Here is a 21,686-nt window from a genome sequence, read left to right on the forward strand (position 1 = left end):
CTAGAGGATGAGCCCGAAGGCCTGCTCCCCCGCGGCCGACGGCAGTCGCGTGAAGCCGAGCCGGTCGTAGAACCCGACGGCGGCGGTGTTCTCGGCGGACGCGACCAGGTGGACGCCGGTGACACCCCGCGAACGGAGCGTCTCACCGAGCCGCTCGATCAGGGCGCGCCCGAACCCCTGCCCCTGCAGGTCCGGAAGCAGATCGATGTGCAGATGGGCGGGATACTTCGCCGCGCGCGGATCGACGCGACTGCCCCGCGCGTCGGCGTACGCGAGCAGCCCGGCCTCGCGCGGGTCGGCGCCCTCGCGGGCGAAGCGGGCGGCGCGCACCGGCCACCACTCCGACCGGAACCACTCTTCGAAAGCGACCGTGTCGGGAGCGGCCACGGCGTAGCCGAGCACCCGCCCCTCTCCCTCCACCACGAACGCGGTGTCGGGGTGTCGCGCCACATAGGGCAGCACGAAGATCTCAGCCCAGATGCCGTCGTCGGACAGCGCGCCCGTCGCATCCGCACCCGCGGCAGCCGTCCGCACGCAGATGTCGGCGAGGTCGGCCTCATCGCCGACGCGGAAAGGGCGGATGCGGCTCATTCGCCGAGCCTACGACGCGGCCGCGACTCTCCCGAGCCCGTCCTCTCAGACCGGCAGCAGCCGCACGGTCGTCGCCGGCACCTGCACCACGATCTCGACGCCGGGAACCAGGCCCGCATCCGCCAGCTCGTCGGTCGCGACGTCGACCGCCACCTGGATGCTGCCGCCCGCGGCCACGGTGTGCACGCGCACCCCGCCGACGGTCTGCTCGAGTCGTGCGACCACGGCGTGCCAGGTGGTCGTCCTACTGGTGCCGCTCCCGTGCACGTTCCCGGGCACGATGCGCGCGTCGGCGGGCCGGAAGACGGCGGCGACCGACTGGCCGTCCGGCACGCGGGCCCCGCGGTCCCCCGCGAACGCCACGTCGCCGACGCGGCACGCGCCACCGGCTGAGACGCCGACGACCCGGTTGAGGCCGGCGAGCGAGGCGACGAAGGCCGTCGAGGGCGCACGCAGCACGTCACGGACGCGCCCGGACTGGGTGATCCGCCCGTCCTCAACGACGGCGACCCGGTCGGCGAGCGCCACCGCATCGACGGCGTCGTGCGTGACGATGATGCACGTGCGGTCGGCGAGCTGGGCACTGAGCATCGTCCGGATGCCGCTCGCGGTCACCGGATCCAGCGAGGTGAACGGCTCGTCGAGAAGGATGAGGCCGGGCGATGCGGCGAGCGCCCGCGCGACCGCGACGCGCTGCTGCTGACCCCCTGAAAGGGCTGCGGGGCGACGGTCGCCCGCCTCGGCGAGACCGACGCGCGCGAGCAGCTCGTCGGCCGTCCGGCGCGCCTCGGCCACCGCGACACCGGCGGCGCGCGGACCGAAGGCGACGTTCTCACGCGCGGAGAGGTGCGGGAAGAGCCGCGGGTCCTGCCCGAGCAGCACCGTGCCGCGACGCGCGGCGGCGATCCGCATCCGCCCGTCCGACAGGGTGCGCTCGCCGAGCCTGACGTGTCCGGCGTCCAGCGCCACCAATCCGGCGATCGCGGCGAGCAGGGTCGACTTGCCGGCGCCGCTCGGACCCATGACGGCCACAGTGGTGCCGGATGCGGCCACGAGCCGCGCCGACAGCGTGAACCCGCTGGGGTAGTCGACCGTGACGTCGGCATCGAGCGTCTCGCTCATCGCACCGCCTCCGGTCGCCAGGCCCGCACGAGCACGAGCACGAGCACGGCGGTCACGAGCAGCAGGAGCGCGAGCGCGACGGCGGTGCCCTGCGACACCCCGGCGCCATTGAACGCGGTGTAGATCGCGAGCGGCATGGTCTGGGTCACGCCCGGCGCGTTCCCCGCGAACAGCGCGGTGGCGCCGAACTCGCCGATCGCCCGCGCGAAGCACAGAACCGTTCCGGTCACGAGCCCCGGGGCGGCCAACGGCAGGGTCACCCGACGGAGCACTGTCCAGCGCCCGGCACCGAGGGCGGCCGCCGCCTGCTCGTACCCGGTGCCCGTTGCCCGGAGCGCCCCCTCGAGGGCCAGCACGAGGAACGGCAGCGCGACGAAGGCCTGCGCGAGCACCACCGCCGCCGTCGTGAACGGCAACCGGACGCCCACGAGATCCAGGGCGCCGCCGAGCCACCCGTTGCGGCCGAAGAGAAACAGGAGCGCGATTCCACCCACCATGGGCGGCAGCACGAGCGGCACCGTCACGGCCGCACGGAGGATCGCGGCGGCCCTCGCCCCGGAACGGGCGATCAGGAGCGCGAGCGGAACACCCACGAGCAGGCACAGGACGGTCGCCACGAGCCCGGTGCCGAGCGAGAGGCCGAGGGCCGAGAGCGCGGCCGGAGAGGTGACGTCCTGCCACAGCGTCGACCACTGCACGCGCGCGACGAGCGCGACCAGGGGAACGACGAGGAACGCCAGACCGAGTGCCGCGGGCGCGACAAGCGCACGCGGCACGAACGCCGGAGTCCGACGACTCACGCCGGTCCGAAGCCGAGGCGGGCGAGGATCGCGCGGCCTTCGTCTCCCGCGACGAACGCGACGAAGGCGGCGGCGGCGTCGGCATCCGGTGCGTCCGTGAGAGCCACGATCGGGTAGCGGTTGACGACGTCGGCGGCGCCGTCCGGAACGATCGATTCGACGTCGGCGTTGCCGAGCGCGTCGGTCGCGTAGACGAGCCCCGCGTCGGCCTCGCCCTCGGCGACCTTCGTCAGCACCGCCGTCACATTCTGCTCGGCGCTGGCGGGCGTCACCGTGACCCCCGCGTTCGCGAGCAGGGTCTGGGAGGCCGCGCCGCACGGCACCTCGGGCGCACAGAGCACGACGGTCGCACCCGGTGCCGCGAGATCGGCCAGCGACGAGATGCCGGCCGGGTTGCCGGCGGGCACCACGATGACGAGCGTGTTGGAGGCGAAGAGCGTGGGGTCTGCGGCGAGACCCGCGTCGACGACCTTCGCCATGTTCTTCTCGTCCGCCGAGGCGAACACGTCGACCGGCGCGCCCTCGATGATCTGGTTGGCGAGCGTCGACGATCCGTCGTATGAGATCGGGCGCACATCGACTCCCGGATGCTGCGCTTCGAAGGCCGCGGCGATCTCGTCGAACGCGGTGCCGAGCGAGGCGGCGGCCGAGATCGTGAGCGATCCGGTGAGCTCGTCGCTCGCGGCCGTCGATGCGGCCGGGGCGGTGCTGCCCGCGCAGCCCGCGGCGAGGAAGGCAGTCGTGGCGAGGAGGGCGGCGAGGGCGGCTCGGCGGCGCATGTCAGTCCTTCGGGGTTTCGACGATGACGGTGGTGGCTTTGACGACGGCGACCGCGAGCGACCCGGGCTCGAGCGCGAGTTCGCGTGCCGACTCGGCCGACATGAGCGACACCACCCGGTGCGGGCCCGCCTGGATATCGACCTGGGCCATCACCCCGTCGATCTGCACGCGCGTCACGAGGCCGGTGAACCGGTTGCGGGCGCTCGAGAGCACATCGCCGGGGAGGGATGCGGATGCCGCGAGCGCGACGGCCCGCTCGGCCAGGGCGGCGCCCGGAATCTCCGCCGGGGTCGCGTCGGTCACGGGGAGCAGCCCCTGATCGATCCACCGGCGCACCGTGTCGTCGCTCACCCCGAGCAACCGGGCGGCCTGGGCGACCTTGTAGCTGTGCATCCCGCCACTCTAGTGCCGCACATACGGGTTAAGGCGCGAGATATCTCCGCATCTGCGTGCAGACCGGAGCTCGTGAAGGCGCGATCCTTCGCTCACGTGACGCGATCCGCGATCCCGGGCGACGGATTGCGACATGCGAGCGCTCCCGATCCGGGCGGATGCGGCGGGCCTACGCTGGATCCATGCCGTTCCCGCCGCTGGTCGAGCCCACCGATACTCTGAGCGACGCCGAGCGGGTGCGCACCGCCCGGCACGCGGCGCTGGCCGGCTTCGGCGAACTCTCGCAGCGACGGCTCGCCGCATCCCGCGTCGCCGTGATCGGCGCGGGCGGCCTCGGCTCTCCCGTCGTGCTCGCCCTCGCTGCGGCCGGCGTCGGCGAACTCGTCGTGATCGACGACGACGTGGTCGATCAATCGAACCTGCACCGGCAGATCCTGCATCGGCACGCCGATCTCGGCGCCCCCAAGGTCGACAGCGCGGTGCGCGCCGCGGCCGACCTCTCCCCCACCACGACCGTCCGCGCGGTACGACGGCGGCTCACCGCCGACAACGCGGCGGAGCTGCTCGCCGGCGCACACCTCGTCATCGACGGTTCCGACACCTTCGAGACCCGCGGGGCGGTCGCCGCGGCGACCGAGGCATCCGGCATCCCGCTCGTCTGGGGCACCCTGCAGGAGTTCGACGCGCAGGTGACGGTCTTCTGGTCGAGCCCACCGCCCGGACACGACGCCGTCGTGCTGCACGATCTCTATCCCCCCGAAAGCGTCGGCGAGGTTCCGACGTGCGCGCAGGTCGGAGTGCTGGGCGCACTCTGCGTGCAGGTGGGCGGCCTGCTGGCGATCGAGGCCATCAAGCTCCTCACGGGCATCGGCGAACCGCTACTCGGACGCGTGCTGCTGATCGACTCGCTCCGGGCCCGGCAGCGCGAGATCCCGCTGCGGTCATCGCGCACCCCCGCCCCAGCGACGGACGCCGCCTTTCCGAGCGGCAAGACGGGCCTGATGGGCGAGACGGGCCTGAGCGGCGAGGCGGATTCGGCATCACCCGCCCGCGTGCCGGATGCGCCGGTGCCGGTGCACGTTTCCCCGACCCTCCTCGATGACAGCCGGGCCGCCGGCGCCACGGTGCTCGATGTGCGCGAGCCGCGCGAGACGGCGACGGGCACGATCGAGGGCGCGCGCCTGGTTCCCCTCGGCGAGGTGCTCGCCGACCCGTCGGCGCTCGGCACCGGCCCCTTCGTGGTCGTCTGCCAGGCGGGCGTGCGGGCGGAGCGAGCCGCGGTGGCGCTCCTTCGGGCCGGGGCATCCGCATCCGTCCTCTCCGGCGGAATGGATGCCTGGCAGGGCACCGGACACCGGGCGACCGCATGAGCGACGAGCTGCGTACCGTCGAAGAACAGGTGGCGCGCGTCCTCGCGGAGGTCGCCCCGACCGCCGCCGAGTCGGTGCCGCTCGCGCAGGCGCAGGGTCGCACGCTGCAGAGCGAGGTGCGCGCGGCCGTCGATATTCCGGTGTTCGACAACTCCGCGATGGACGGCTTCGCGGTGCGCTACGCCGATGTCGCGGCGGCAGACCCGCAGCATCCGGTGACCCTGCGCGTCGTCGCCGACCTGCCCGCGGGCACCGCGCTCGACCCCGTCCTGCAGGCGGGCGAGGCCGCGCGGATCATGACGGGCTCTCCGGTACCGACGTCGGCCGACACGATCGTGCCGTTCGAAGACACCGTCGGCGGGCTCGCTGATTCGCTCACCGATGTCATCGTGCGGCACGCCCCGCAGGCGACCGGGGTGCACCTTCGTCGGCGGGCGGCGGATGCGTCGGTCGGCGATGTCATCGTCGCCGCCGGAACCGCGCTCGGCCCGTTGCAGCTCTCTGCCGCCGCCGCGTCGGGCGTTGCCGTCGTCTCGGTGCACGCGAGGCCCCGTGTGGCCGTCATCTCCACCGGGAGCGAGCTCGTCGCCGCCGGCGAACCGCTGGGTCGGGGCCAGATCCCCGAGTCGAACGGCCTTCTGCTCGCGGCGCTCGCGACCGATGCCGGCGCGGAGATCGCCTGGCGCACGAGCGTCGACGACACCGACGCGGCGTTCCTCGAGGCGCTGCGGCGTGCCGCCGAGGCCCGCGCCGACATCGTGATCACGAGCGGCGGGGTGAGCGCGGGAGCCTTCGAGGTCGTCAAGAACGTGCTGCAGGGCAGCGATGTCGCCTTCTCCAAGGTCGCCATGCAACCCGGAAAGCCCCAGGCGTTCGGCCGCCTCCCGACCGGCGCGCTGCTCTTCGGGCTGCCCGGAAATCCGGTCAGCTCCGCGGTCTCGTTCGAGGTCTTCGTGCGCCCGGCGCTCCTTCGCATGCAGGGGCGCTCGGAGATTTACCGACCGATCCTGCGGTTGCCCGCCGCATCCGGATGGCGCACGCCGCCGTCCCGCCGGCAGTACCTGCCCGCGGCGATCGACCGATCCGACCCGGCACGGTGGACCGTGCGGCCGGCGACCGGCGGGGGGTCGGGTTCGCACCTGGCCGGCGGTTTGGCCCGCGCCGAGGCGTATGCCATCGTCGCTGCCGAGATCGACGCCGTGGCCGAGGGCGATCTCGTCGATGTCATGCTGATGGCATGAGTTTCACGCACCTGGATGCGGCCGGCCACGCGCGCATGGTCGATGTCACCGCGAAGCAGCCCACGGTTCGCGCGGCGACCGCGCGCGGGTTCGTCCACTGTGGACCGGGCGTCGTCGCGGCGCTCCGCGACGGCAGCGTTCCGAAGGGCGACGTGCTCGCCGTGGCGCGCATCGCCGGCATCCAGGCCGCCAAGCACACCCCGGATCTCCTCCCGCTCGCGCACGTCATCGGCGTGCACGGCGCCACCGTCGACCTGGTCATCGTCGATGCGGGGATCGAGATCGAAGCGACTGTCCGGACCGCTGACCGCACCGGAGTCGAGATGGAGGCGATGACCGCCGTGTCCGTCGCGGCGCTGACCGTCGTCGACATGGTCAAGGCGCTCGACAAGGGCACCTCGATCGACAACGTCCGCATCGTGCGCAAAGAGGGCGGCAAGTCCGGCACCTGGACCCGCCCCGGCGAGGAATGAGCGCGACTCTCGGCGCGATCGTGCTGGCCGGGGGCCGGGCGACGCGTCTGGACGGCGTCGACAAGCCGGCGCTCGAGGTCGGCGGCATCTCGCTGCTGGAACGCGCCGTGGCCGCGGCGCAGGCGGCGGGCGCAGCATCCGTCGTCATCGTCGGACCGCCCGGCGCAGAACTGCCGCACACGGTGCGCGTGCAGGAGCAGCCGGCGTTCGCCGGGCCGGCCGCCGCGATCGTCGCGGGGCTCGGCGCGCTGGAGACCGCGGCAGGGCGGGCGGCGGACGCTGCGATCGATCCGGCGTGGTTCGCTGCGGTCGATGCGGCAAACGATCCGGAGTGGATGCTCGTGCTGGCGGCCGATCTGGCGCGACCGGATGCGGCGGTCGCCCGACTCGTCGCCGACCTGGCTCTTCTGCCGGCCGATACCGACGGCGTGTGCCTCGCCGACGGCTCGTCGCGCCCGCAGTGGCTGACGGGGGCGTATCGCACCGCATCCCTCCGACGCGCCGCGAAGGCGCTACCGGATGCGGGCCGCGATGCTCCCGTGCGGGCACTGCTGGACGACCTGTCGATCGCCGTCTTCCGCGTCCCCGACGACATCGTCCACGACGTCGACACGTGGCAGGATCTGGAGCAGGCGCGGCGGCTCTACGACGACACCGCGAACGCACAGGCGGTGGGCGGCCCGAGCCGCCTCGAGGAGGAGACCCCATGACTGAGCATCTGCCCCCCGAGGCGCTGGACGACTGGGCCGACGCCATCCGCGAGCGCCTGGGCCTCGGCGCTGACGACCTTCCGATCTCGCTCATCCTGGATCTCGCCGGCGACGTGGCCCGAGGGGTGGCTCGCCCCGCCGCACCGCTCAGCGCGTTCGCCGCCGGGCTCGCCGCCGGCCGCGCCGGAGGATCCCCCGACCAGGTGCGCGAGGCGGCCGCGGCCATCTCGGCTCTCGCCGCCGAGTGGCCCCGCTGATGGCCCGCATCCGCTACTTCGCCGCCGCCGAAGAGCTCGCCGGTCGCGCCGAGGAGACCCGCACCGAGCAGACCCTCGGTGAGCTCCGCCGGGCACTCACAGCGGAGCGGCCCGGACTCGGCGGCATCCTTCCCCGCTGCGCCGTGCTCGTCGCGGGTGCGCGGACCGACGACGACACCCCGCTCGACACTGACACCGTCGTCGACGTTCTGCCCCCCTTCGCCGGCGGCTGAGCGCGGCGCGCCGCATCCCTCACTCGGGGGATACTCACGGCCCGATCCAGCCCGATCTACCCCGATCCGCCCGGCCCGATCTGCCTCGCCGAATCTGCCTCGCCCGATCTGCCCTGCCCGATCTGCCCTGCCCGATCTCCCCTGCCCGATCTGCCCTGCCCGATCTGCCCAACCCGATCTGCCCAAGCGAGGAGATCTGCCGAAGCGAGGACCACAACCCCCACATCCGCCCTCGCTACGGCAGATCACCTCGCTACGGCAGCTGCCACACCCGGGCGACGGTCCCAGTCCGGGCCCCCACCTCACCCCGGCCGGTCGAATCCCGGCCCCAAGCGAGGAGATCTGCCGAAGCGAGGACCAAAACCCCCGCATCCGCCCTCGCTACGGCAGATCACCTCGCCACGGGCGCGCGCGAGCGCCACGGGCGCGGCCGAAGCGCGCCGCGGGCCGCGGGTCAGCCGCCGAGGCCCTTCCAGGCGGTGGTGCCGTCGGACTCGACCTGACGCTTCCACACCGGCAGCTCGTGCTTGATCTGCTCGATGACCTCGCGGCACACGGTGAAGGCGACGTCCCGGTGCCCGGATGCGACGGCGATCACCACAGCGGCATCGCCGACGGCGAGGCGCCCGATGCGGTGACTCACGGCGACGAGCGCGCCGGTGTCGCCGATCGCCCGCTCCGCGATGCCGCGGAGGATCTGCTCCGCATCCGGGTGCGAGGAGTATTCGAGCGCGACCACGGCGGTGGCGGCATCCGGATCGTTGTCGCGAACCCGACCCACGAACGTCGTCATAGCACCGGATGCGGCGTCGTCGACCGCGCGGAGATGGGCATCGATGTCGAGGGCATCGGTCGAGATGGCCGCGTGCACGACAGGCATCAGTGGTCTCCTCCGGCGAGTTGGTCGCCGACATGCCCGGCAACGGACAACACGATCGGGATGCCGGACGACACGGCAGCGGGCTTTCCGGGCAGATTGACGATCAGGGTCTGCCCGACGACGCCCGCGACGCCGCGGGTGAGCATGCCGGCCGGTTTCTCCGCCGCTCCCCGGCGCCGGAGTTCCTCGGCCAGGCCGGGAAGTTCCCGCTCGATGACGCGCGCGGTGCCCTCGGGGGTCTCGTCTCTCGGTGACACGCCTGTTCCGCCCGTCGTCACGACGAGCTCGACACCGGATGCGACCGCGGCGCGCAGCGCGCGCTCGACGGAATCGGCGCCATCGGGAATGACGACCGCATCCGGGCAGTCCCATCCCGCTTCGCGGAGAAGGTCGACTCCCACCGGCCCGGACGCGTCTTCGCGGAGCCCCGCGGCCGACCGGTCCGACACCGTGATCACTGTGGCACGCCGCATCTCTTCACCCTAGCTCCGCCCCGCGGTGCCGGCGCGGCGGCCATCGTCGCACCCCCGCACAGCACCGCTGCGCCGGCGCGGCCACGACCCCCATCATCCCGCGCAGCGTCAGTCGGCGACGCTCTCCTGCGCAGTCGCGGTGATGCGCGCGGCCATGCCCGGAAAGATCAGCGCGTGGAACGGGAGAACGAGCAGCCAGTACGCCCGGCCCGCCAATCCTCGGGGGAAGAAAACGGCCCGCTGCTCGTACCGCGTACCGTCCCCGTCGGGGACGACGCGCAGTTCCAGCCAGGCCAGACCCGGCACTTTCATCTCGGCGCGAAGGCGCAGCATGCGTCCCGGCTCGATCGCTTCGACGCGCCAGAAGTCGATCGCGTCGCCGACGACCGCCGAGGTGCGGCTGCGGCGTCCACGGCGGAGCCCCACTCCCCCGACGATCCGGTCCATGAATCCGCGGAGAGCCCACAGTCCCGGGGTCGAGTACCAGCCGTTCTCGCCGCCGATCCCGATGATCACGCGCCACAGGGCCGCGGGAGTCGCGGTCGAGGTCACCGTCCGCTGATCGACGAACACCGTGCGGCCAGCCCACTCCGGGTCGCTCGGAAGCGGATCGCTCGGCAGGCCCGACACCTCCGCATCCTGCCAACTGGTCTCGACGGCATCCGCGTCGACGCGGCCGATCGCGAGCTGCACCGACCGTCGGTACGACGTGAGCCCGCCCTCGGGCCGCGGAATCAGCGTGTCGATGTCGTGATCCTTCATCACGCATTCGTTCTGAAGCGACGCGATGAGCGGGCGGGCGATGGAGCGCGGCACCGGCGTGACGACGTTCACCCAGTGCGACGCGAGGCCGGGAGTAAGCACCGGCAGAGGAGCGATCGGCCGCTGCGGCAGCCCCGCCTCGACCGCGTAGCCGTTCATCATCTGGCCGTACCGCGGCGCATCCGGACCGCCGATGTCGACCGCGCGGTGCACCGACGGGTCGAGCCTGGCCGCGCCGAGGAGGTAGTGCATGACGTCGCGCACGGCGATCGGCTGCACCCGGTTGCGCACCCACTTCGGCGCCGGCATGTACGGCAGCACTTCGGTCAGGTGCCGGATCATCTCGAACGACGCCGACCCCGACCCGATCACGATTCCGGCCTGCAGCACGAGCGTCGGAACCGGGCCGGCGAGGAAGACGTCGCCGACCTCGACCCGCGATCGCAGGTGCGGCGAGAGCGGCACGTGGTCCGGATGCAGCGCCCCGAGGTACACGATCCGGCCGACGGATGCGGCATCCGCTGCCGCGACGACCGTCCGCGCGGCGACCAGATCGGTCTCCTCGAAGCCCTTGCCGCCGCCCATCCCGTGCACGAGGTAGAACAGGACGTCCACGTCTTCGGTCGCGCGCGCCACCGACGCGTCGTCGGTCGCCGATCCCTCGACGACCTCGACCTCCGCACCCCAGGGGAATGCGGCGACCCGCCCGGCGTCGCGCGCCAGCACGCGCACGCGGTACCCGGCCGCGAGCAGGCGCGGCGTGAGCCGGCCGCCGATGTAGCCGGTCGCCCCGAGGACGAGGGCCCGCGGGGCTGTTCCATCCGCGCGGGGCACCGCGCGAAGCGCCGGCTCGCGCCCGGTGGGGGTCGTCAGTTCCATCATGCGAGCGACGTTACGCCGACCTCATCCGCGAACCCGGGGGCTTGCGGATGGCGCATCCGACGCTCGCCGGCATCCAGCCGGATGGCGCATCCGACGCTCGCCGCACCACGCTCCGGCAGCTGCTAGGCCGCGCGCGCCTCGAGCCGCACGACGACCGACTTCGAGGTCGGCGTACCGCTCACGTCGGCGACGGAGTCGAGCGGTACCAGGACGTTGGTCTCGGGGTAATAGGCCGCGGCGTTCCGACGCGGTGTGGCGTAGGACACGATGCGGAACGCTTCGGCCCGGCGCTCCTGCAGAACACCGTCGACCCCCGTCCACTCCGAGACCAGGTCGACGATCGTTCCGTCGGTGAAACCGAACTCGGCGATGTCGTCGGCGTGCACGAACACCACCCGGCGCCCGTCGTGAATGCCCCGGTAACGGTCGTCTTTGCCGTAGATCGTGGTGTTGTACTGGTCGTGCGAACGGAGGGTCTGCAGCAGCAGCCGGCCCGCCGGGATCCGCGGGTACTCCAACGGGTTCACCGTGAAATGCGCGAAGCCGTCACTGGTGGCGAACCGTCGCGCGTCTCGGGGGCCGTTCGGGAGGAAGAACGTACGGCCCTTGTCGATGCGCGCGTTGTAATCCTCGAAACCGGGGATCACGTTCTGGATGTGTCTGCGGATCAGCGCGTAGTCCGCCTCCATCGCCCGCCAGTCGGCCTGAGGCGTGTTCGCGGGGCGGGCGCCACCCGCCGCATCCCCCCTGACGGGGTGCTCGGCGGGAAGACGCTCGACCTGATCATGGTCGACATCGCCCGAGTGCGAGGGGGTGCGTCCCGGCCGGGCGCCCCGCCCGAACAGTGCGTCGCAGAGGCGCGAGATGATGGCGACCTCGCTCAGCAGGTCGTCGGCGGGCGGCGAGAGCCGGCCGCGCGAGGAGTGCACGGCGCCCATGGAGTCTTCGACGGAGACGCGCTGCTCCCGCCCGCCGCGACGGTCGCGATCGGTGCGGCCGAGGGTCGGCAGGATGATCGCGCGTCGTCCCGTCATCACATGGGACCGGTTGAGTTTCGTCGACACGTGCACGGTCAGATCGAGCCGTGCCATGGCCCGCTCGACGACCTCGGTGTCGGGGGTTGCGCTGACGAAGTTGCCGCCCATTCCCATGAAGAAGCGCACCCGCCCCGCATCCATCGCGCGGATGGCGGCGACCGTGTCGAATCCGTGTGCGCGCGGGGCGGCGAAGGAGAACTCCTCGTCGAGGGCGTCGAGGAACGCCTCCGACGGCTTCTCGTAGATCCCCATCGTGCGATCGCCTTGCACGTTCGAGTGGCCGCGCACGGGACAGACGCCGGCGCCCTCGCGCCCGATGTTGCCCTGGAGGAGCAGCACGTTGACGACCTCGCGCAGTGTCGGCACCGAGTTCTTGTGCTGGGTGAGCCCCATCGCCCAGCAGACGATCGTCGACGGCGAGAGCCGGACGGCCTCGGCGATGTCGCGGAGTTCGAGCTCGTCGAGTCCGGTCGCGGCCTCGAGCTCGGGCCACTCCGCATCCGCCATCGCCCGCGCGTACGCATCGAGGCCGGTCGTGTGCGTGTCGATGAAGCCGTGATCGAGCACACCGCCCATGTGCGCGTCTGCCTCGAGCAAGTGCTTGCCGATCGCTTGGAAGAGCGCCTGATCTCCGCCCAGCCGGATCTGCACGAACCGATCCGCGATCGGCGTGCCGCCCAGCAGCACACCCTTGACCGTCTGCGGGTTCTCGAACCGCAGCAGACCCGCCTCGGGCAGCGGGTTCACCGCGATGATCTTCGCGCCGTTCTGCTTCGCCTTCTCGAGCGCGCTGAGCATGCGCGGGTGGTTGGTGCCAGGATTCTGGCCCGCGACGATGATGAGCCGTGCGGCGTAGATGTCTTCCAGCGAGACGGTTCCCTTACCGATGCCGATCGTCTCGGTGAGCGCCGATCCCGACGACTCGTGGCACATGTTGGAGCAGTCCGGCAGATTGTTCGTGCCGACACCGCGCACAAGCAGCTGGTAGAGGAACGCCGCTTCGTTGGACGTGCGCCCGGAGGTGTAGAACACGGCCTCATCGGGGTCGGCGAGCGCGCGGAGCTGGTCGGCGATCTCGCCGAGCGCGTCGTCCCAGCTCACCGGCCGATAGTGCGTCGCGCCCTCATCGAGGACCATCGGATGCGTCAGCCGCCCCTGCTGGCCCAGCCAGAAGTCGTCGTGCCCGCGGAGCTCGTCGATCGAGTGCTCGGCGAAGAAGGCCGGACCGACCGTGCGCACAGTCGCCTCCTCGGCGACAGCCTTGGCGCCGTTCTCGCAGAACTCGGCCACGTGGCGGTGGGCCGGATCGGGCCAGGCGCACCCGGGGCAGTCGTAGCCGTCCTTCTGATTGACGCGCAGCAAGGCCCTCGCCGAGCGGACCGCACCCATCTGCTCGATGGACATCTCGAGCGCGTGAACGACCGCGGGAACACCCACCGCGACCTTCTTCGCCTTCGATACGCGCAGCGCGGTCTCGTCGATGTCGTTCTGCGGAGGCTTCGTCACCATGGTCCGATGCTAACCCCGCGGTCCGACACCCGGGCAGGGGATCCGCGCCGGGTTCATCCCGCGGGGACCGCTCGTCCCGGACGCCGTTCGCCGCGCAGCCGCTCCGCCATGAACGCGGCGCACGCCAGCGCGATCCCGACCCCGACGAGAGCGCCTCCGAGAGTGTCGCTGAGCCAGTGGGCGTGCAGGTAGGTGCGGCTGAGCGCCATGATCACGACCCAGACGGAAGCGGCGATCGCCGTCCAGATGCGCGGATGCAGAACCACCAGGATCGCCGCGAGGGTCGCCGCGTTGGCCACGTGACCCGACGGATACGACCCGTAATCGCTCACGACCAGGATGTCTTCCGGGCGCGCGCGCCCGAAGAGGTGTTTGAGGGCCTGCACGAACAGCGCCGAAAGCACGAGGGTGGCGACCAGGTAGCCGACCGACCAGGGGCGCCGCTGGTACAGCAGGATCGCGATGGCGACGCCGGGGACGATGAGCGAGCTGGCGAGCACTCCGCCCGCGACGTTCAGGAACATCGCGAGGATGTCGAACACCGCCCCGTCGACGTCGATCATGCCGCGGTTCCAGGCTTCGTCGACGGCGAAGGGCTCGGGTCCGCGGTTCAAGATCCAAACGCCCAGCAACACCGCGCACAGGAGCAGCGCTCCCCCGACCGCGCCGACGGTGACGGCGCGGTCCCGCGAAGTGCGGTGCGCGGCGGGAGTGGAGTCGGTCATCGCCACATTCTGGCCCCTCCGGGGTCGCCGGAGCGGCCCCTTTCCTCAGGGCGTCAGCTGTGCCACCGACCGCGGGCGCACGATGAACCACAGGGCGAGAACTGCGATCGCGCCGCATCCGGCCATCACCGTCGCCATCGTCGTCGCGGTGATCCCCGAGTCGTGCGAGATCAGCCCGACGAGCGGGGAGACGATCCCCGCCACACCGAAGTTCGTCGCTCCGAGGATGGACTGCGCCGTGCCGGCCGCGTTGCCGTGCCGGTCGAGAGCGAGCACCTGGGCGCACGGGAACGTGAAACCGCACGCGGTCATGAAGACGAACAGCGGCACGACGATGCCCCACAGCCCGAGACCGGCCTGGTCGGCCACGATGATCGCGACGGCGGAGATGACGAGCGCGGCGGTCGAGAACGCCATGACCCACTGCGGGCCGAACCGGGCGGCGAGACGCGAGGCGGTCTGAACGCCGACCACGACGCCCACCGAGTTGATGGCGAAGAGCAGCCCGTACTGCTGCGCATCGAAACCGAAGCTCTGCTGGAACAGGAACGAGGATGCGGACAGGTAGGAGAACAGACCGCTGAAGGTCATGCCGCCGATCACGAGCACGCCGAGGAAGACGCGGTCGCTGAACACGCTGCGGTAGCGCTGCCAGACGGTCAGACCACGCTCGCGGCGACGCGCGGGGGGCAGCGTCTCGGGCACGAAGATGACCGCCGCGATCAGCATCACGACACCGTAGATCGCGAGCACGACGAACAGTCCGCGCCAGGGCATGACGCCGAGCAGCCACGATCCGACCAGGGGGGCGAGCACGGGCGCGACGCCCGACACGAGGGCGAGTCGCGACAGCATCACGACGAGGCGACGACCGCCGAAGAGGTCGCGGACGATCGCCGCAGCCACCACGCCACCGGCCGCCGCGCCGGCGCCCATGAGTACGCGGGTCGCGCCGAGGAGCAGCAGGTCGGGGGCGAACGCGGCAGCGGCGCTGGCGACGACGTGGAGTGCGGTGACCGCGAGCAGCGGCACGCGGCGGCCCACCTTGTCGCTCAGCGGGCCGACCACGAGCTGTCCGAGCGCGAACCCGATCATCGTGCCGGTCAACGTCAGCTGGATCGCTGCGGCGGTCGTGTTGAAGTCGGCCTCGAGCACCGGGAAGGCGGGAAGGTACAGGTCGATCGTGAACGGGCCGAGCGCCGTGAGCGCGCCGAGCAGGATGATGTAGACCACCCGTCGCCAGGTGGGCATCGCATCCCCCGGATGCAGCACGATGGGCGCGGTGCGCGGATTGGACCCGAGCGTACGGATCGCGCCGGTCGAGGACCGCGGGGTCCGCACCGAGCCGGTCGCCGTACGCTCGGCGGCGGAGTCGGGCACGACAGGGATGGACGAGGTGTCGGTCACAGGGGGAACCACTTCACTGAAGGACGAACGGGGTGGGGACGCTCTCGCCGGCCAGGGCGGGGTCACGCTGCGCGGGAACCTCGAAACGATTCGACGCGTGTTCTCCCATGCTAGCGGACGACCCGGCCGCAGCAACCCCGCCGCGGTGATCCGCCCCGAGGACGCCGGATGGACGCCGCCGCCGTCCGGGCGCTCTCCCAGCCCCGGGCGTATGCGTTCACATAGGCTCGACAGGCGCCATCCGCTCCACGGCGCACGCCCGCACGGCCCCGCGGCTCGACCGCGCTGATCTGAGGACCTCCCGACATGAGCACGACGCCCGACAAGCGCCGGAGCGGAAACCCCGCCGAACAAGCCAAGATCGCCCTGACTGCAAAGCAGGAGCGTGAACAACGTCGGCAGGAGAAGCTCGCCGAGTACCAGCGCCAGGTCGCGCGCCGCAAGCGCGGAAAGCTTGTCTGGTGGATCGTCGGCTCCACGGCCGCGCTGCTGGTCGTCGCGGTCGTCGTCGCCTCGATCGTGTTCACCCCGCGGCCCGTCACGTACGGAGCACAGGACTCCACCGGTGCCGTCATCGACGGCGTCGAGACGTTCGAGAACGTCACCACGCACGTCGAGGGCACGGTCGATTACGACCAATCGCCTCCCGCCGGCGGCCCGCACGCGCCCATCTGGCTGAACTGCGGTGTCTACAACCAGCCCGTTCCCAACGAGAACGCCGTGCACTCGATGGAGCACGGCGCCGTCTGGGTGACGTACGACGCATCGCGCGTGGGCGCAGACGAGGTCGCCGCGCTCCGCGCCCAGCTCCCCTCGAGCTACGCGCTGCTCACGCCCTACGAGGGCCTGGACTCCCCCATCGTCCTCAGCGCGTGGAACGCGCAGCTGAAGGTCGACTCCGCCGAAGACAGCCGCATCCCCGAGTTCTTCGAAGAGTACTGGCGCAGCCAGAACGCTCCCGAGCCGAACGCCGTCTGCAGCGGCGGCGTCGACGCAGAAGGACGGCAGTGACCCGATGACGACCGACGCCGTCCGCCCTCGACGCTGGCCGATCATCGTGCTGGCCGTCGTGGGCGTGGCGGCGCTCGCGTTCGCCATCGGACGGTTCTCGCTCTTCTCGAACGGTCCTGCCGTGCCGAACGCGGCCGACATCGGTTTCGCCCGCGACATGCAGGTGCACCACGATCAAGCCGTGCAGATGGCCATGTCGATCTACCGCGTGACCGAGGACGACGACATCCGCGCTCTGTCCTACGACATCGCGACCGGGCAGGCCGCTCAGCGCGGCGAGATGTTCGATTGGCTCGTGCAGTGGAACGTGCCGCAGTCCGGCGATCTGATGTCGTGGATGGCGGACTCCGACGAGCACGCCCACTCGGCCGGGTCCGCGGCGACCGAGGACGAGCTCCGTGCGCAGATGGGCATGGCGACGGATGCCGAACTCGCCGCGCTCGATTCCGCCACCGGCACCCCCGCCGACTGCATGTTCCTCGGCCTGATGATCCGCCACCACCAGGGCGCACTCGAGATGACGGATGCGGTCGCCGATCTCGGCAGCATCCCGCGGGTGCTACAGGTCGCCGAGACCATGGCCACGAACCAGGGCGCGGAGATCGGCGCGATGCAGTCCATCCAGAACCGATTGGGCTGCGCGGGCTGAGGCTAGGGTGGTCGCGTGGCCACCCAGATCGCTCGGCGTCCCCTGCTGGTGACGATCGTCGTCGTCCTGGTCACTCTCAGCGGACTCGCGAACACGGCGCTCGGCATCCTGATCCTGTTGAGCCGGTACGACGTGCCGGCCGATGACGTGTTGTCCGTCTCCCTCATCGGGATCGGCATCATCCTGTTCGGGCTCCTGACCCTCGCGGTCGCCTCGGGGATGGCGAGGGGCAGCCGATTGTCCCGCCTGCTGCTAACGCTGTACCTCGCAGCGGAGCTCGTTCTGCACGCCGTGGCGATCGCGACGAGCGACGCGTGGGACGCCGTATCGACCGCTCAGATCGTTGTCCAGGTGGCGTTGCTGGTCATCGTCTGGATTCCCCCGGCGTCCCGCTGGTTCGTCTCTCGAACGGTAGCGGCAGACCCCTACGCATGAGCCGTCGCCGTGCGCAGCGCGCGGCGGACGAAGCGGATGTGGAAGATCCGCACGATCTCGATCGCACCGATCGCGCCGATCGTGAACGCCGTCAGCGCGTACGCCGCCTCGCGTCCCGGGTCGACGAGGGCGAAGAACTGCACCGACAACGGCACGGTGAAGATCGCGGTCAACGCGATGAACATGCCCCCGACGACCAGCACCTTGTAGCGGTTGAGCGGGCGCGACAGGATCGCCAGCACCCAGATTCCGACGACGGCGAGGATGATGGTCGCACCGGTTCGCAACTCGTCGACGCCGACCCCGAGCGACTGCGCGACGAGCGTGTATCCCGTGAGCGTGAGCGCGACGACGATACCGCTCGGGATGGCGAACGACAGGGAACGGCGGAGGAACCCCGGAATGTAGCGGCGCGCGTTGGGCATCAGCGCGAGGAAGAACGCCGGGATGCCGATCGTGAGCCCGTCGGTGATCGACAGCTGCCGCGGCAGGAACGGGAACTCCAGCACGAGCAGTCCGAACAGCAGCGCGAGCCCCGTCGCGTACACGGTCTTGGTCAGGAACAGCATCGACACGCGCTCGATGTTGGCGATGACCTGGCGACCCTCCGCGACGACGTCGGGAAGGTGCGAGAACCGCCCGTCGAGCAGCACGATACGGGCGACCGCCTTGGTGGCGGCGGCCCCCGAGTTCATCGCGATCCCCATGTCGGCCGTCTTGATGGCCAGTGCATCGTTCACACCGTCGCCCGTCATCGCCACGGTATGCCCGCGACTCTGCAGAGCGACCACCATGTCCTTCTTCTGCTCCGGGGTCACCCGACCGAAGACGGTGTGCGCCTCCAACACCGCCGCCATCGCCTCCTGATCGGTCGGCAGGGTGCGCGCGTCGTAGCCCTCGGCGACGTCGAGCCCGACCTCCCGCGCGATCGCAGCGACCGTGCGCGGATTGTCCCCGGAGATGATCCGCACACCGACGCCCTGGGCGCGGAAGTACGCGAGCGTCTGCGCGGCGTCGTCGCGGACCTGCTCGCGGAAGGTCACGACCGCGATCGGGCGGAGGCGGGCGGGCAGGTGCTCCGCATCCGCGTCCTCCTCCGACAACACCGTCGGCGCGTGTCCGAGGACGAGGGTCCGGAGGCCCCGGGACGCCAGCGTCACCACCTGGGCGCCGAGGTCGGATGCCGCATCCGTCGCGTCGTCGCCGAAGACCATCTCGGGCGCCCCGAGCACCCAGGTGCCGTCGCCGTCGAACGAGACGGCACTCCATTTGCGGGCAGAGGAGAACGGGATCGTGCGCACCGCAGCGCGGGTCTCATGCACGGGGTAGGCCTCGCGAAGGCTCCGCGCCGTCGCGTTCGCGTCGGGAGCCGCCGCGTACCACGCGAGCGCGTCACGCCATCCGCCCACCTCACCCGGCAGTGCGTGCACATCGTCGTAGGCGATCTCGCCCACGGTGAGGGTCCCGGTCTTATCGAGGCAGATCACATCGACGCGGGCCAAGCCCTCGACGGCGGGAAGCTCGTTGACGAGCACCTGCTTCGCGGCGAGCTCGCCGCACCGACCGCGAAGGCGATCGACGTCATCAGCACGAGTCCGAGCGGGATCATCGCGGTCAGCGAGGCGATCGTATTGACGACCGCCTGCACCCAGCGTCCTTCACCGAAGATCGTCGCCCAGCCTCCCGTCACCATGACCTGGGCGTTGAGCACGAGCAGGCCGATCGGCCCGATGCCCCAGCTCACCCATTTCAGGACCCGATTGAGACTCGAACGCAGCTCGCTCGACACCAGCGAGAACCGCTTCGCCTCCCCCTGGAACCGGTTGGCGTACGAATCCGCCCCCACTCGGGTGACAATGGCGTCCCCTTCGCCACCGACCACGACCGAGCCCGAGAGCGCCTCATCGGACGGCTTCTTGTCGACCGCATCTGCCTCGCCCGTCAGCATCGACTCGTCGATCTGCAGTCCGCGGGAGGTGACGACGACCGCGTCGGCGGCGACCTGGTCTCCGGCGCGCAGCACCAGGACGTCATCCTGCACCACCTCCACCGGAGCGATCTCGACCTCGATGCCGTCCCGGCGGACCCGTGCCTGCGCGGCGTTCAGAAGCGCGAGCTTGTCGAGTGCCGACTTCGCCCGGAACTCTTGGACGGTGCCGATGATCGCGTTGGCGAAGGCCGCGAGGCCGAACAGCGCATCCTGCCAGCGCCCGACGAGCAGCAGGATGAGAAAGCACCCGCCGACGATGCCGTTGAAGAGCGTGAACACGTTCGCCCGCACGATGCTGCCGACGCTGCGGCTCGTGTCGGCGACGTAGGCATTGTCGCGGTCGTCGGTCTTGCGTTCCGCGACCTGCGCGGCGGTGAGACCGATTGCCGGGTCGACCTTCGGGGATCGATCGGTCGCGTCCGCCACTGCATCCCCCGCGTTCATAGGCTCACTGTAACGATGGCCGCATACGCGCGTCGCGCGGGCAAACAGTTCCGTCCGACCTGCTCGGTCAGAGCGACCGGATCTCTCCGCGCTTCATCTCCCACGACTGTGGGGCGAGCCAGGCGCGCGCGGCGACCACCAGGGCATCGACGCCGCGGGCGAGCGTCGGTTCGATGATGGGCGCGAAGTGCGGCGAGTGGTTAGATGGCACGTCGCTGTCGAGCGTGCCCGCGGCGGCCGCAGCCATGTACAACGCGGCGTCCGCTCCACCGAGGATCCAGTAGACGAGGGGCGCCTGCGCCGCCGCGGCCAGGATGCCGACGTCCTCGCTGCCGCTGACCGCCCCCGGTGCCAGTACGCTGGCGTCGCCGAACGCCGCGCGGAATGCCGCGTTCGTGCGCGCCGTCCCGTCGGGGTCGTTGACCATCACGGGAAACGACTGTGCGTAGTGGATGCGCGGCTCGGGCGCACCGGAAACGGCGGCTTCGCCGCGCACGATGCGCTCGATCGCCTCGATGATGCGGATACGCACCGGCTCGCTGAAGGCGCGCACGGTGAGACCGAGACTCGCCGTGTCGGGGATGATGTTGTTCTTCGTGCCCGCGGAGATACGCCCCACAGTGACCACCGCTGTCTCCTGCGGCGCTACCTCACGAGCGACGATGGTCTGCAGGCGGAGCACGATGGACGCGGCGAGCACGATCGGATCGATGGTCGTCTCCGGGCGGGATCCATGCCCGCCGCGCCCGTAGACCGTGATGTCGATGCTGTTCGCCCCCGCGAAGGCCGGACCCGAATGGGCGCCGACCACACCGGCGGGGGCCGGACCCACGTGCTGACCGAGGACCACGTCCGGTAGGGGCACCTTCTCGTAGAGGCCGTCATCGATCATCGCCTGCGCGCCGTCGCCGCTCTCTTCGGCGGGCTGGAACAGGGCGATCACCGTCCCTGACCACTCGTGTCGGGTCTGTGCGAGTCGATCGGCCGCACCGATCAGAGCCGCGACGTGCACGTCGTGGCCGCACGCGTGCATCATGCCCTCGACCGTGCTGGCGTAATCCAGGCCGGTGTCCTCGTGCACCGGAAGCGCATCCATGTCCGCGCGAATCAGAACGGTCGGGCCTTCGCCATTGCGAAGCACTCCCACGACGCCCGTCCGGCCGACTCTCTCGATGACCTCGTAGCCGGAGTATCGGAGACAGGCCGCCGCGACGCCCGCCGTGCGCGTCTCTTCGAACGCCGGTTCCGGATGGCGATGCAGATCGCGGTAGAGGTCGGCCAGGGGCGCGGCGAAGTCGGTCATCTGCTCAGTCTCCCGCACAGTCGTCCTGATGCTCGGGAGCGGAACGACGACCGCGGGACGAGCGCTTCGGGACATCCACTCACGCTGTCACGTTCATCGCCTGCGTTCGATCGCCGCGAGACGTCGTCTCGACGCGCCGCCACATACGCGTCGCGCGGGAGGCACCGGATGGTGCACTCCCGCGCGACGAGTACTGCGGATGCGGCGGA

21 protein-coding genes and 1 pseudogene are annotated in these 21,686 nt (G+C 71.1%); 9 read left to right on the forward strand and 13 right to left on the reverse strand.

Annotation, left to right across the window (positions count from 1 at the left end):
- Genes LQ938_RS12235 through LQ938_RS12255 form a run of 5 tightly spaced genes read right to left on the reverse strand, consistent with a single transcriptional unit; the run spans nucleotide 1 to nucleotide 3,686 of the window.
- Nucleotides 1-591 (reverse strand): GNAT family N-acetyltransferase, encoded by a 591-nt coding sequence (locus tag LQ938_RS12235; RefSeq protein WP_223722794.1) that lies wholly within the window; start codon nucleotides 589-591, stop codon nucleotides 1-3.
- Between the two features lie 45 nt (nucleotides 592-636).
- On the reverse strand, nucleotides 637-1,713 hold the full coding sequence (locus LQ938_RS12240; protein ID WP_223722793.1) for a sulfate/molybdate ABC transporter ATP-binding protein: 1,077 nt from the start codon (nucleotides 1,711-1,713) through the stop codon (nucleotides 637-639).
- A complete protein-coding gene (locus LQ938_RS12245; protein ID WP_223722792.1) occupies nucleotides 1,710-2,513 on the reverse strand; it encodes an ABC transporter permease in 804 nt (267 codons plus the stop codon). The genes LQ938_RS12240 and LQ938_RS12245 overlap by 4 nt, the downstream gene beginning before the upstream one ends.
- Nucleotides 2,510-3,292 (reverse strand): molybdate ABC transporter substrate-binding protein, encoded by a 783-nt coding sequence (gene modA, locus LQ938_RS12250; RefSeq protein ID WP_223722791.1) that lies wholly within the window; start codon nucleotides 3,290-3,292, stop codon nucleotides 2,510-2,512. The genes LQ938_RS12245 and modA overlap by 4 nt, the downstream gene beginning before the upstream one ends.
- A 1-nt stretch (nucleotide 3,293) precedes the next feature.
- A complete protein-coding gene (locus tag LQ938_RS12255; protein WP_223722790.1) occupies nucleotides 3,294-3,686 on the reverse strand; it encodes a TOBE domain-containing protein in 393 nt (130 codons plus the stop codon).
- A gap of 182 nt (nucleotides 3,687-3,868) precedes the next feature.
- Between LQ938_RS12255 and LQ938_RS12260 the strand changes: the two genes are divergently transcribed.
- The 6 genes from LQ938_RS12260 to LQ938_RS12285 are packed head-to-tail and all read left to right on the forward strand — an operon-like array spanning nucleotide 3,869 to nucleotide 7,970.
- Nucleotides 3,869-5,056 (forward strand): ThiF family adenylyltransferase, encoded by a 1,188-nt coding sequence (locus LQ938_RS12260; protein WP_223722789.1) that lies wholly within the window; start codon nucleotides 3,869-3,871, stop codon nucleotides 5,054-5,056.
- Nucleotides 5,053-6,297, forward strand: a complete 1,245-nt coding sequence (locus LQ938_RS12265) for a molybdopterin molybdotransferase MoeA (RefSeq protein ID WP_223722788.1) — start codon at nucleotides 5,053-5,055, stop codon at nucleotides 6,295-6,297. Before LQ938_RS12260 ends, LQ938_RS12265 begins: the two co-directional genes overlap by 4 nt.
- Nucleotides 6,294-6,770, forward strand: a complete 477-nt coding sequence (gene moaC, locus LQ938_RS12270) for a cyclic pyranopterin monophosphate synthase MoaC (RefSeq protein ID WP_223722787.1) — start codon at nucleotides 6,294-6,296, stop codon at nucleotides 6,768-6,770. The genes LQ938_RS12265 and moaC overlap by 4 nt, the downstream gene beginning before the upstream one ends.
- Entirely contained in the window at nucleotides 6,767-7,480 is a 714-nt protein-coding gene (mobA, locus tag LQ938_RS12275) for a molybdenum cofactor guanylyltransferase (RefSeq protein ID WP_223722786.1), read from the forward strand. Before moaC ends, mobA begins: the two co-directional genes overlap by 4 nt.
- Nucleotides 7,477-7,737: a DUF6457 domain-containing protein gene (locus LQ938_RS12280; RefSeq protein ID WP_223722785.1), complete on the forward strand. Its 261-nt coding sequence runs from the start codon at nucleotides 7,477-7,479 to the stop codon at nucleotides 7,735-7,737. Before mobA ends, LQ938_RS12280 begins: the two co-directional genes overlap by 4 nt.
- Complete coding sequence (locus LQ938_RS12285; protein ID WP_223722784.1) at nucleotides 7,737-7,970, forward strand: MoaD/ThiS family protein; 234 nt, start codon at nucleotides 7,737-7,739, stop codon at nucleotides 7,968-7,970. Before LQ938_RS12280 ends, LQ938_RS12285 begins: the two co-directional genes overlap by 1 nt.
- Nucleotides 7,971-8,424: 454 nt before the next feature.
- On the opposite strand, the gene LQ938_RS12290 is transcribed toward LQ938_RS12285, so the two are convergent.
- The 6 genes from LQ938_RS12290 to LQ938_RS12315 form a co-directional block, all read right to left on the reverse strand.
- Complete coding sequence (locus tag LQ938_RS12290; protein ID WP_223722783.1) at nucleotides 8,425-8,850, reverse strand: molybdenum cofactor biosynthesis protein MoaE; 426 nt, start codon at nucleotides 8,848-8,850, stop codon at nucleotides 8,425-8,427.
- On the reverse strand, nucleotides 8,850-9,323 hold the full coding sequence (locus tag LQ938_RS12295) for a MogA/MoaB family molybdenum cofactor biosynthesis protein (RefSeq protein ID WP_223722782.1): 474 nt from the start codon (nucleotides 9,321-9,323) through the stop codon (nucleotides 8,850-8,852). Before LQ938_RS12295 ends, LQ938_RS12290 begins: the two co-directional genes overlap by 1 nt.
- A gap of 108 nt (nucleotides 9,324-9,431) precedes the next feature.
- Nucleotides 9,432-10,967, reverse strand: a complete 1,536-nt coding sequence (locus LQ938_RS12300; protein WP_223722781.1) for an SDR family oxidoreductase — start codon at nucleotides 10,965-10,967, stop codon at nucleotides 9,432-9,434.
- A 122-nt stretch (nucleotides 10,968-11,089) separates the two neighbouring features.
- A complete protein-coding gene (locus tag LQ938_RS12305) occupies nucleotides 11,090-13,513 on the reverse strand; it encodes an FdhF/YdeP family oxidoreductase (protein ID WP_223722780.1) in 2,424 nt (807 codons plus the stop codon).
- A 53-nt stretch (nucleotides 13,514-13,566) separates the two neighbouring features.
- Complete coding sequence (locus tag LQ938_RS12310) at nucleotides 13,567-14,238, reverse strand: phosphatase PAP2 family protein (RefSeq protein WP_223722779.1); 672 nt, start codon at nucleotides 14,236-14,238, stop codon at nucleotides 13,567-13,569.
- Nucleotides 14,239-14,283: 45 nt separating this feature from the next.
- A complete protein-coding gene (locus LQ938_RS12315) occupies nucleotides 14,284-15,645 on the reverse strand; it encodes a multidrug effflux MFS transporter (protein WP_223722778.1) in 1,362 nt (453 codons plus the stop codon).
- A 306-nt stretch (nucleotides 15,646-15,951) separates the two neighbouring features.
- Here LQ938_RS12315 and LQ938_RS12320 point away from each other — a divergent pair, with 306 nt between their 5' ends.
- From LQ938_RS12320 to LQ938_RS12330, 3 genes are read left to right on the forward strand one after another with little or no spacing between them, the layout of a single operon-like run.
- On the forward strand, nucleotides 15,952-16,656 hold the full coding sequence (locus LQ938_RS12320; RefSeq protein WP_223722777.1) for a DUF3105 domain-containing protein: 705 nt from the start codon (nucleotides 15,952-15,954) through the stop codon (nucleotides 16,654-16,656).
- A gap of 4 nt (nucleotides 16,657-16,660) precedes the next feature.
- Complete coding sequence (locus tag LQ938_RS12325) at nucleotides 16,661-17,305, forward strand: DUF305 domain-containing protein (protein ID WP_223722776.1); 645 nt, start codon at nucleotides 16,661-16,663, stop codon at nucleotides 17,303-17,305.
- A 15-nt stretch (nucleotides 17,306-17,320) separates the two neighbouring features.
- Nucleotides 17,321-17,740 (forward strand): hypothetical protein, encoded by a 420-nt coding sequence (locus LQ938_RS12330; RefSeq protein ID WP_223722775.1) that lies wholly within the window; start codon nucleotides 17,321-17,323, stop codon nucleotides 17,738-17,740.
- Here the strand turns inward: LQ938_RS12330 and LQ938_RS12335 are convergent.
- Both LQ938_RS12335 and LQ938_RS12340 read right to left on the reverse strand, forming a co-directional pair.
- Nucleotides 17,731-20,174 (reverse strand): annotated as a pseudogene (locus LQ938_RS12335) (HAD-IC family P-type ATPase). The gene LQ938_RS12330 and the pseudogene LQ938_RS12335 sit on opposite strands and share 10 nt — an antisense overlap.
- A 67-nt stretch (nucleotides 20,175-20,241) precedes the next feature.
- Entirely contained in the window at nucleotides 20,242-21,477 is a 1,236-nt protein-coding gene (locus LQ938_RS12340) for an amidohydrolase (RefSeq protein WP_223722774.1), read from the reverse strand.
- Nucleotides 21,478-21,686 lie beyond the last annotated feature (209 nt).

It is taken from the genome of Microbacterium sp. cx-55 (genome assembly GCF_021117345.1).
Taxonomy (GTDB): Bacteria; Actinomycetota; Actinomycetes; order Actinomycetales; family Microbacteriaceae; genus Microbacterium.

Excerpts from the sequence above, each read along its gene's own strand:
- LQ938_RS12235 (WP_223722794.1), bottom strand. The coding sequence starts at position 591 with ATGAGCCGCATCCGCCCTTTCCGCGTCGGCGATGAGGCCGACCTCGCC.
- LQ938_RS12240 (WP_223722793.1), bottom strand. The coding sequence starts at position 1,713 with ATGAGCGAGACGCTCGATGCCGACGTCACGGTCGACTACCCCAGCGGG.
- modA (WP_223722791.1), bottom strand. The coding sequence starts at position 3,292 with ATGCGCCGCCGAGCCGCCCTCGCCGCCCTCCTCGCCACGACTGCCTTC.
- LQ938_RS12255 (WP_223722790.1), bottom strand. The coding sequence starts at position 3,686 with ATGCACAGCTACAAGGTCGCCCAGGCCGCCCGGTTGCTCGGGGTGAGC.
- LQ938_RS12260 (WP_223722789.1), top strand. The coding sequence starts at position 3,869 with ATGCCGTTCCCGCCGCTGGTCGAGCCCACCGATACTCTGAGCGACGCC.
- LQ938_RS12265 (WP_223722788.1), top strand. The coding sequence starts at position 5,053 with ATGAGCGACGAGCTGCGTACCGTCGAAGAACAGGTGGCGCGCGTCCTC.
- moaC (WP_223722787.1), top strand. The coding sequence starts at position 6,294 with ATGAGTTTCACGCACCTGGATGCGGCCGGCCACGCGCGCATGGTCGAT.
- mobA (WP_223722786.1), top strand. The coding sequence starts at position 6,767 with ATGAGCGCGACTCTCGGCGCGATCGTGCTGGCCGGGGGCCGGGCGACG.
- LQ938_RS12280 (WP_223722785.1), top strand. The coding sequence starts at position 7,477 with ATGACTGAGCATCTGCCCCCCGAGGCGCTGGACGACTGGGCCGACGCC.
- LQ938_RS12285 (WP_223722784.1), top strand. The coding sequence starts at position 7,737 with ATGGCCCGCATCCGCTACTTCGCCGCCGCCGAAGAGCTCGCCGGTCGC.
- LQ938_RS12290 (WP_223722783.1), bottom strand. The coding sequence starts at position 8,850 with ATGCCTGTCGTGCACGCGGCCATCTCGACCGATGCCCTCGACATCGAT.
- LQ938_RS12295 (WP_223722782.1), bottom strand. The coding sequence starts at position 9,323 with ATGCGGCGTGCCACAGTGATCACGGTGTCGGACCGGTCGGCCGCGGGG.
- LQ938_RS12300 (WP_223722781.1), bottom strand. The coding sequence starts at position 10,967 with ATGATGGAACTGACGACCCCCACCGGGCGCGAGCCGGCGCTTCGCGCG.
- LQ938_RS12305 (WP_223722780.1), bottom strand. The coding sequence starts at position 13,513 with ATGGTGACGAAGCCTCCGCAGAACGACATCGACGAGACCGCGCTGCGC.
- LQ938_RS12310 (WP_223722779.1), bottom strand. The coding sequence starts at position 14,238 with ATGACCGACTCCACTCCCGCCGCGCACCGCACTTCGCGGGACCGCGCC.
- LQ938_RS12320 (WP_223722777.1), top strand. The coding sequence starts at position 15,952 with ATGAGCACGACGCCCGACAAGCGCCGGAGCGGAAACCCCGCCGAACAA.
- LQ938_RS12325 (WP_223722776.1), top strand. The coding sequence starts at position 16,661 with ATGACGACCGACGCCGTCCGCCCTCGACGCTGGCCGATCATCGTGCTG.
- LQ938_RS12340 (WP_223722774.1), bottom strand. The coding sequence starts at position 21,477 with ATGACCGACTTCGCCGCGCCCCTGGCCGACCTCTACCGCGATCTGCAT.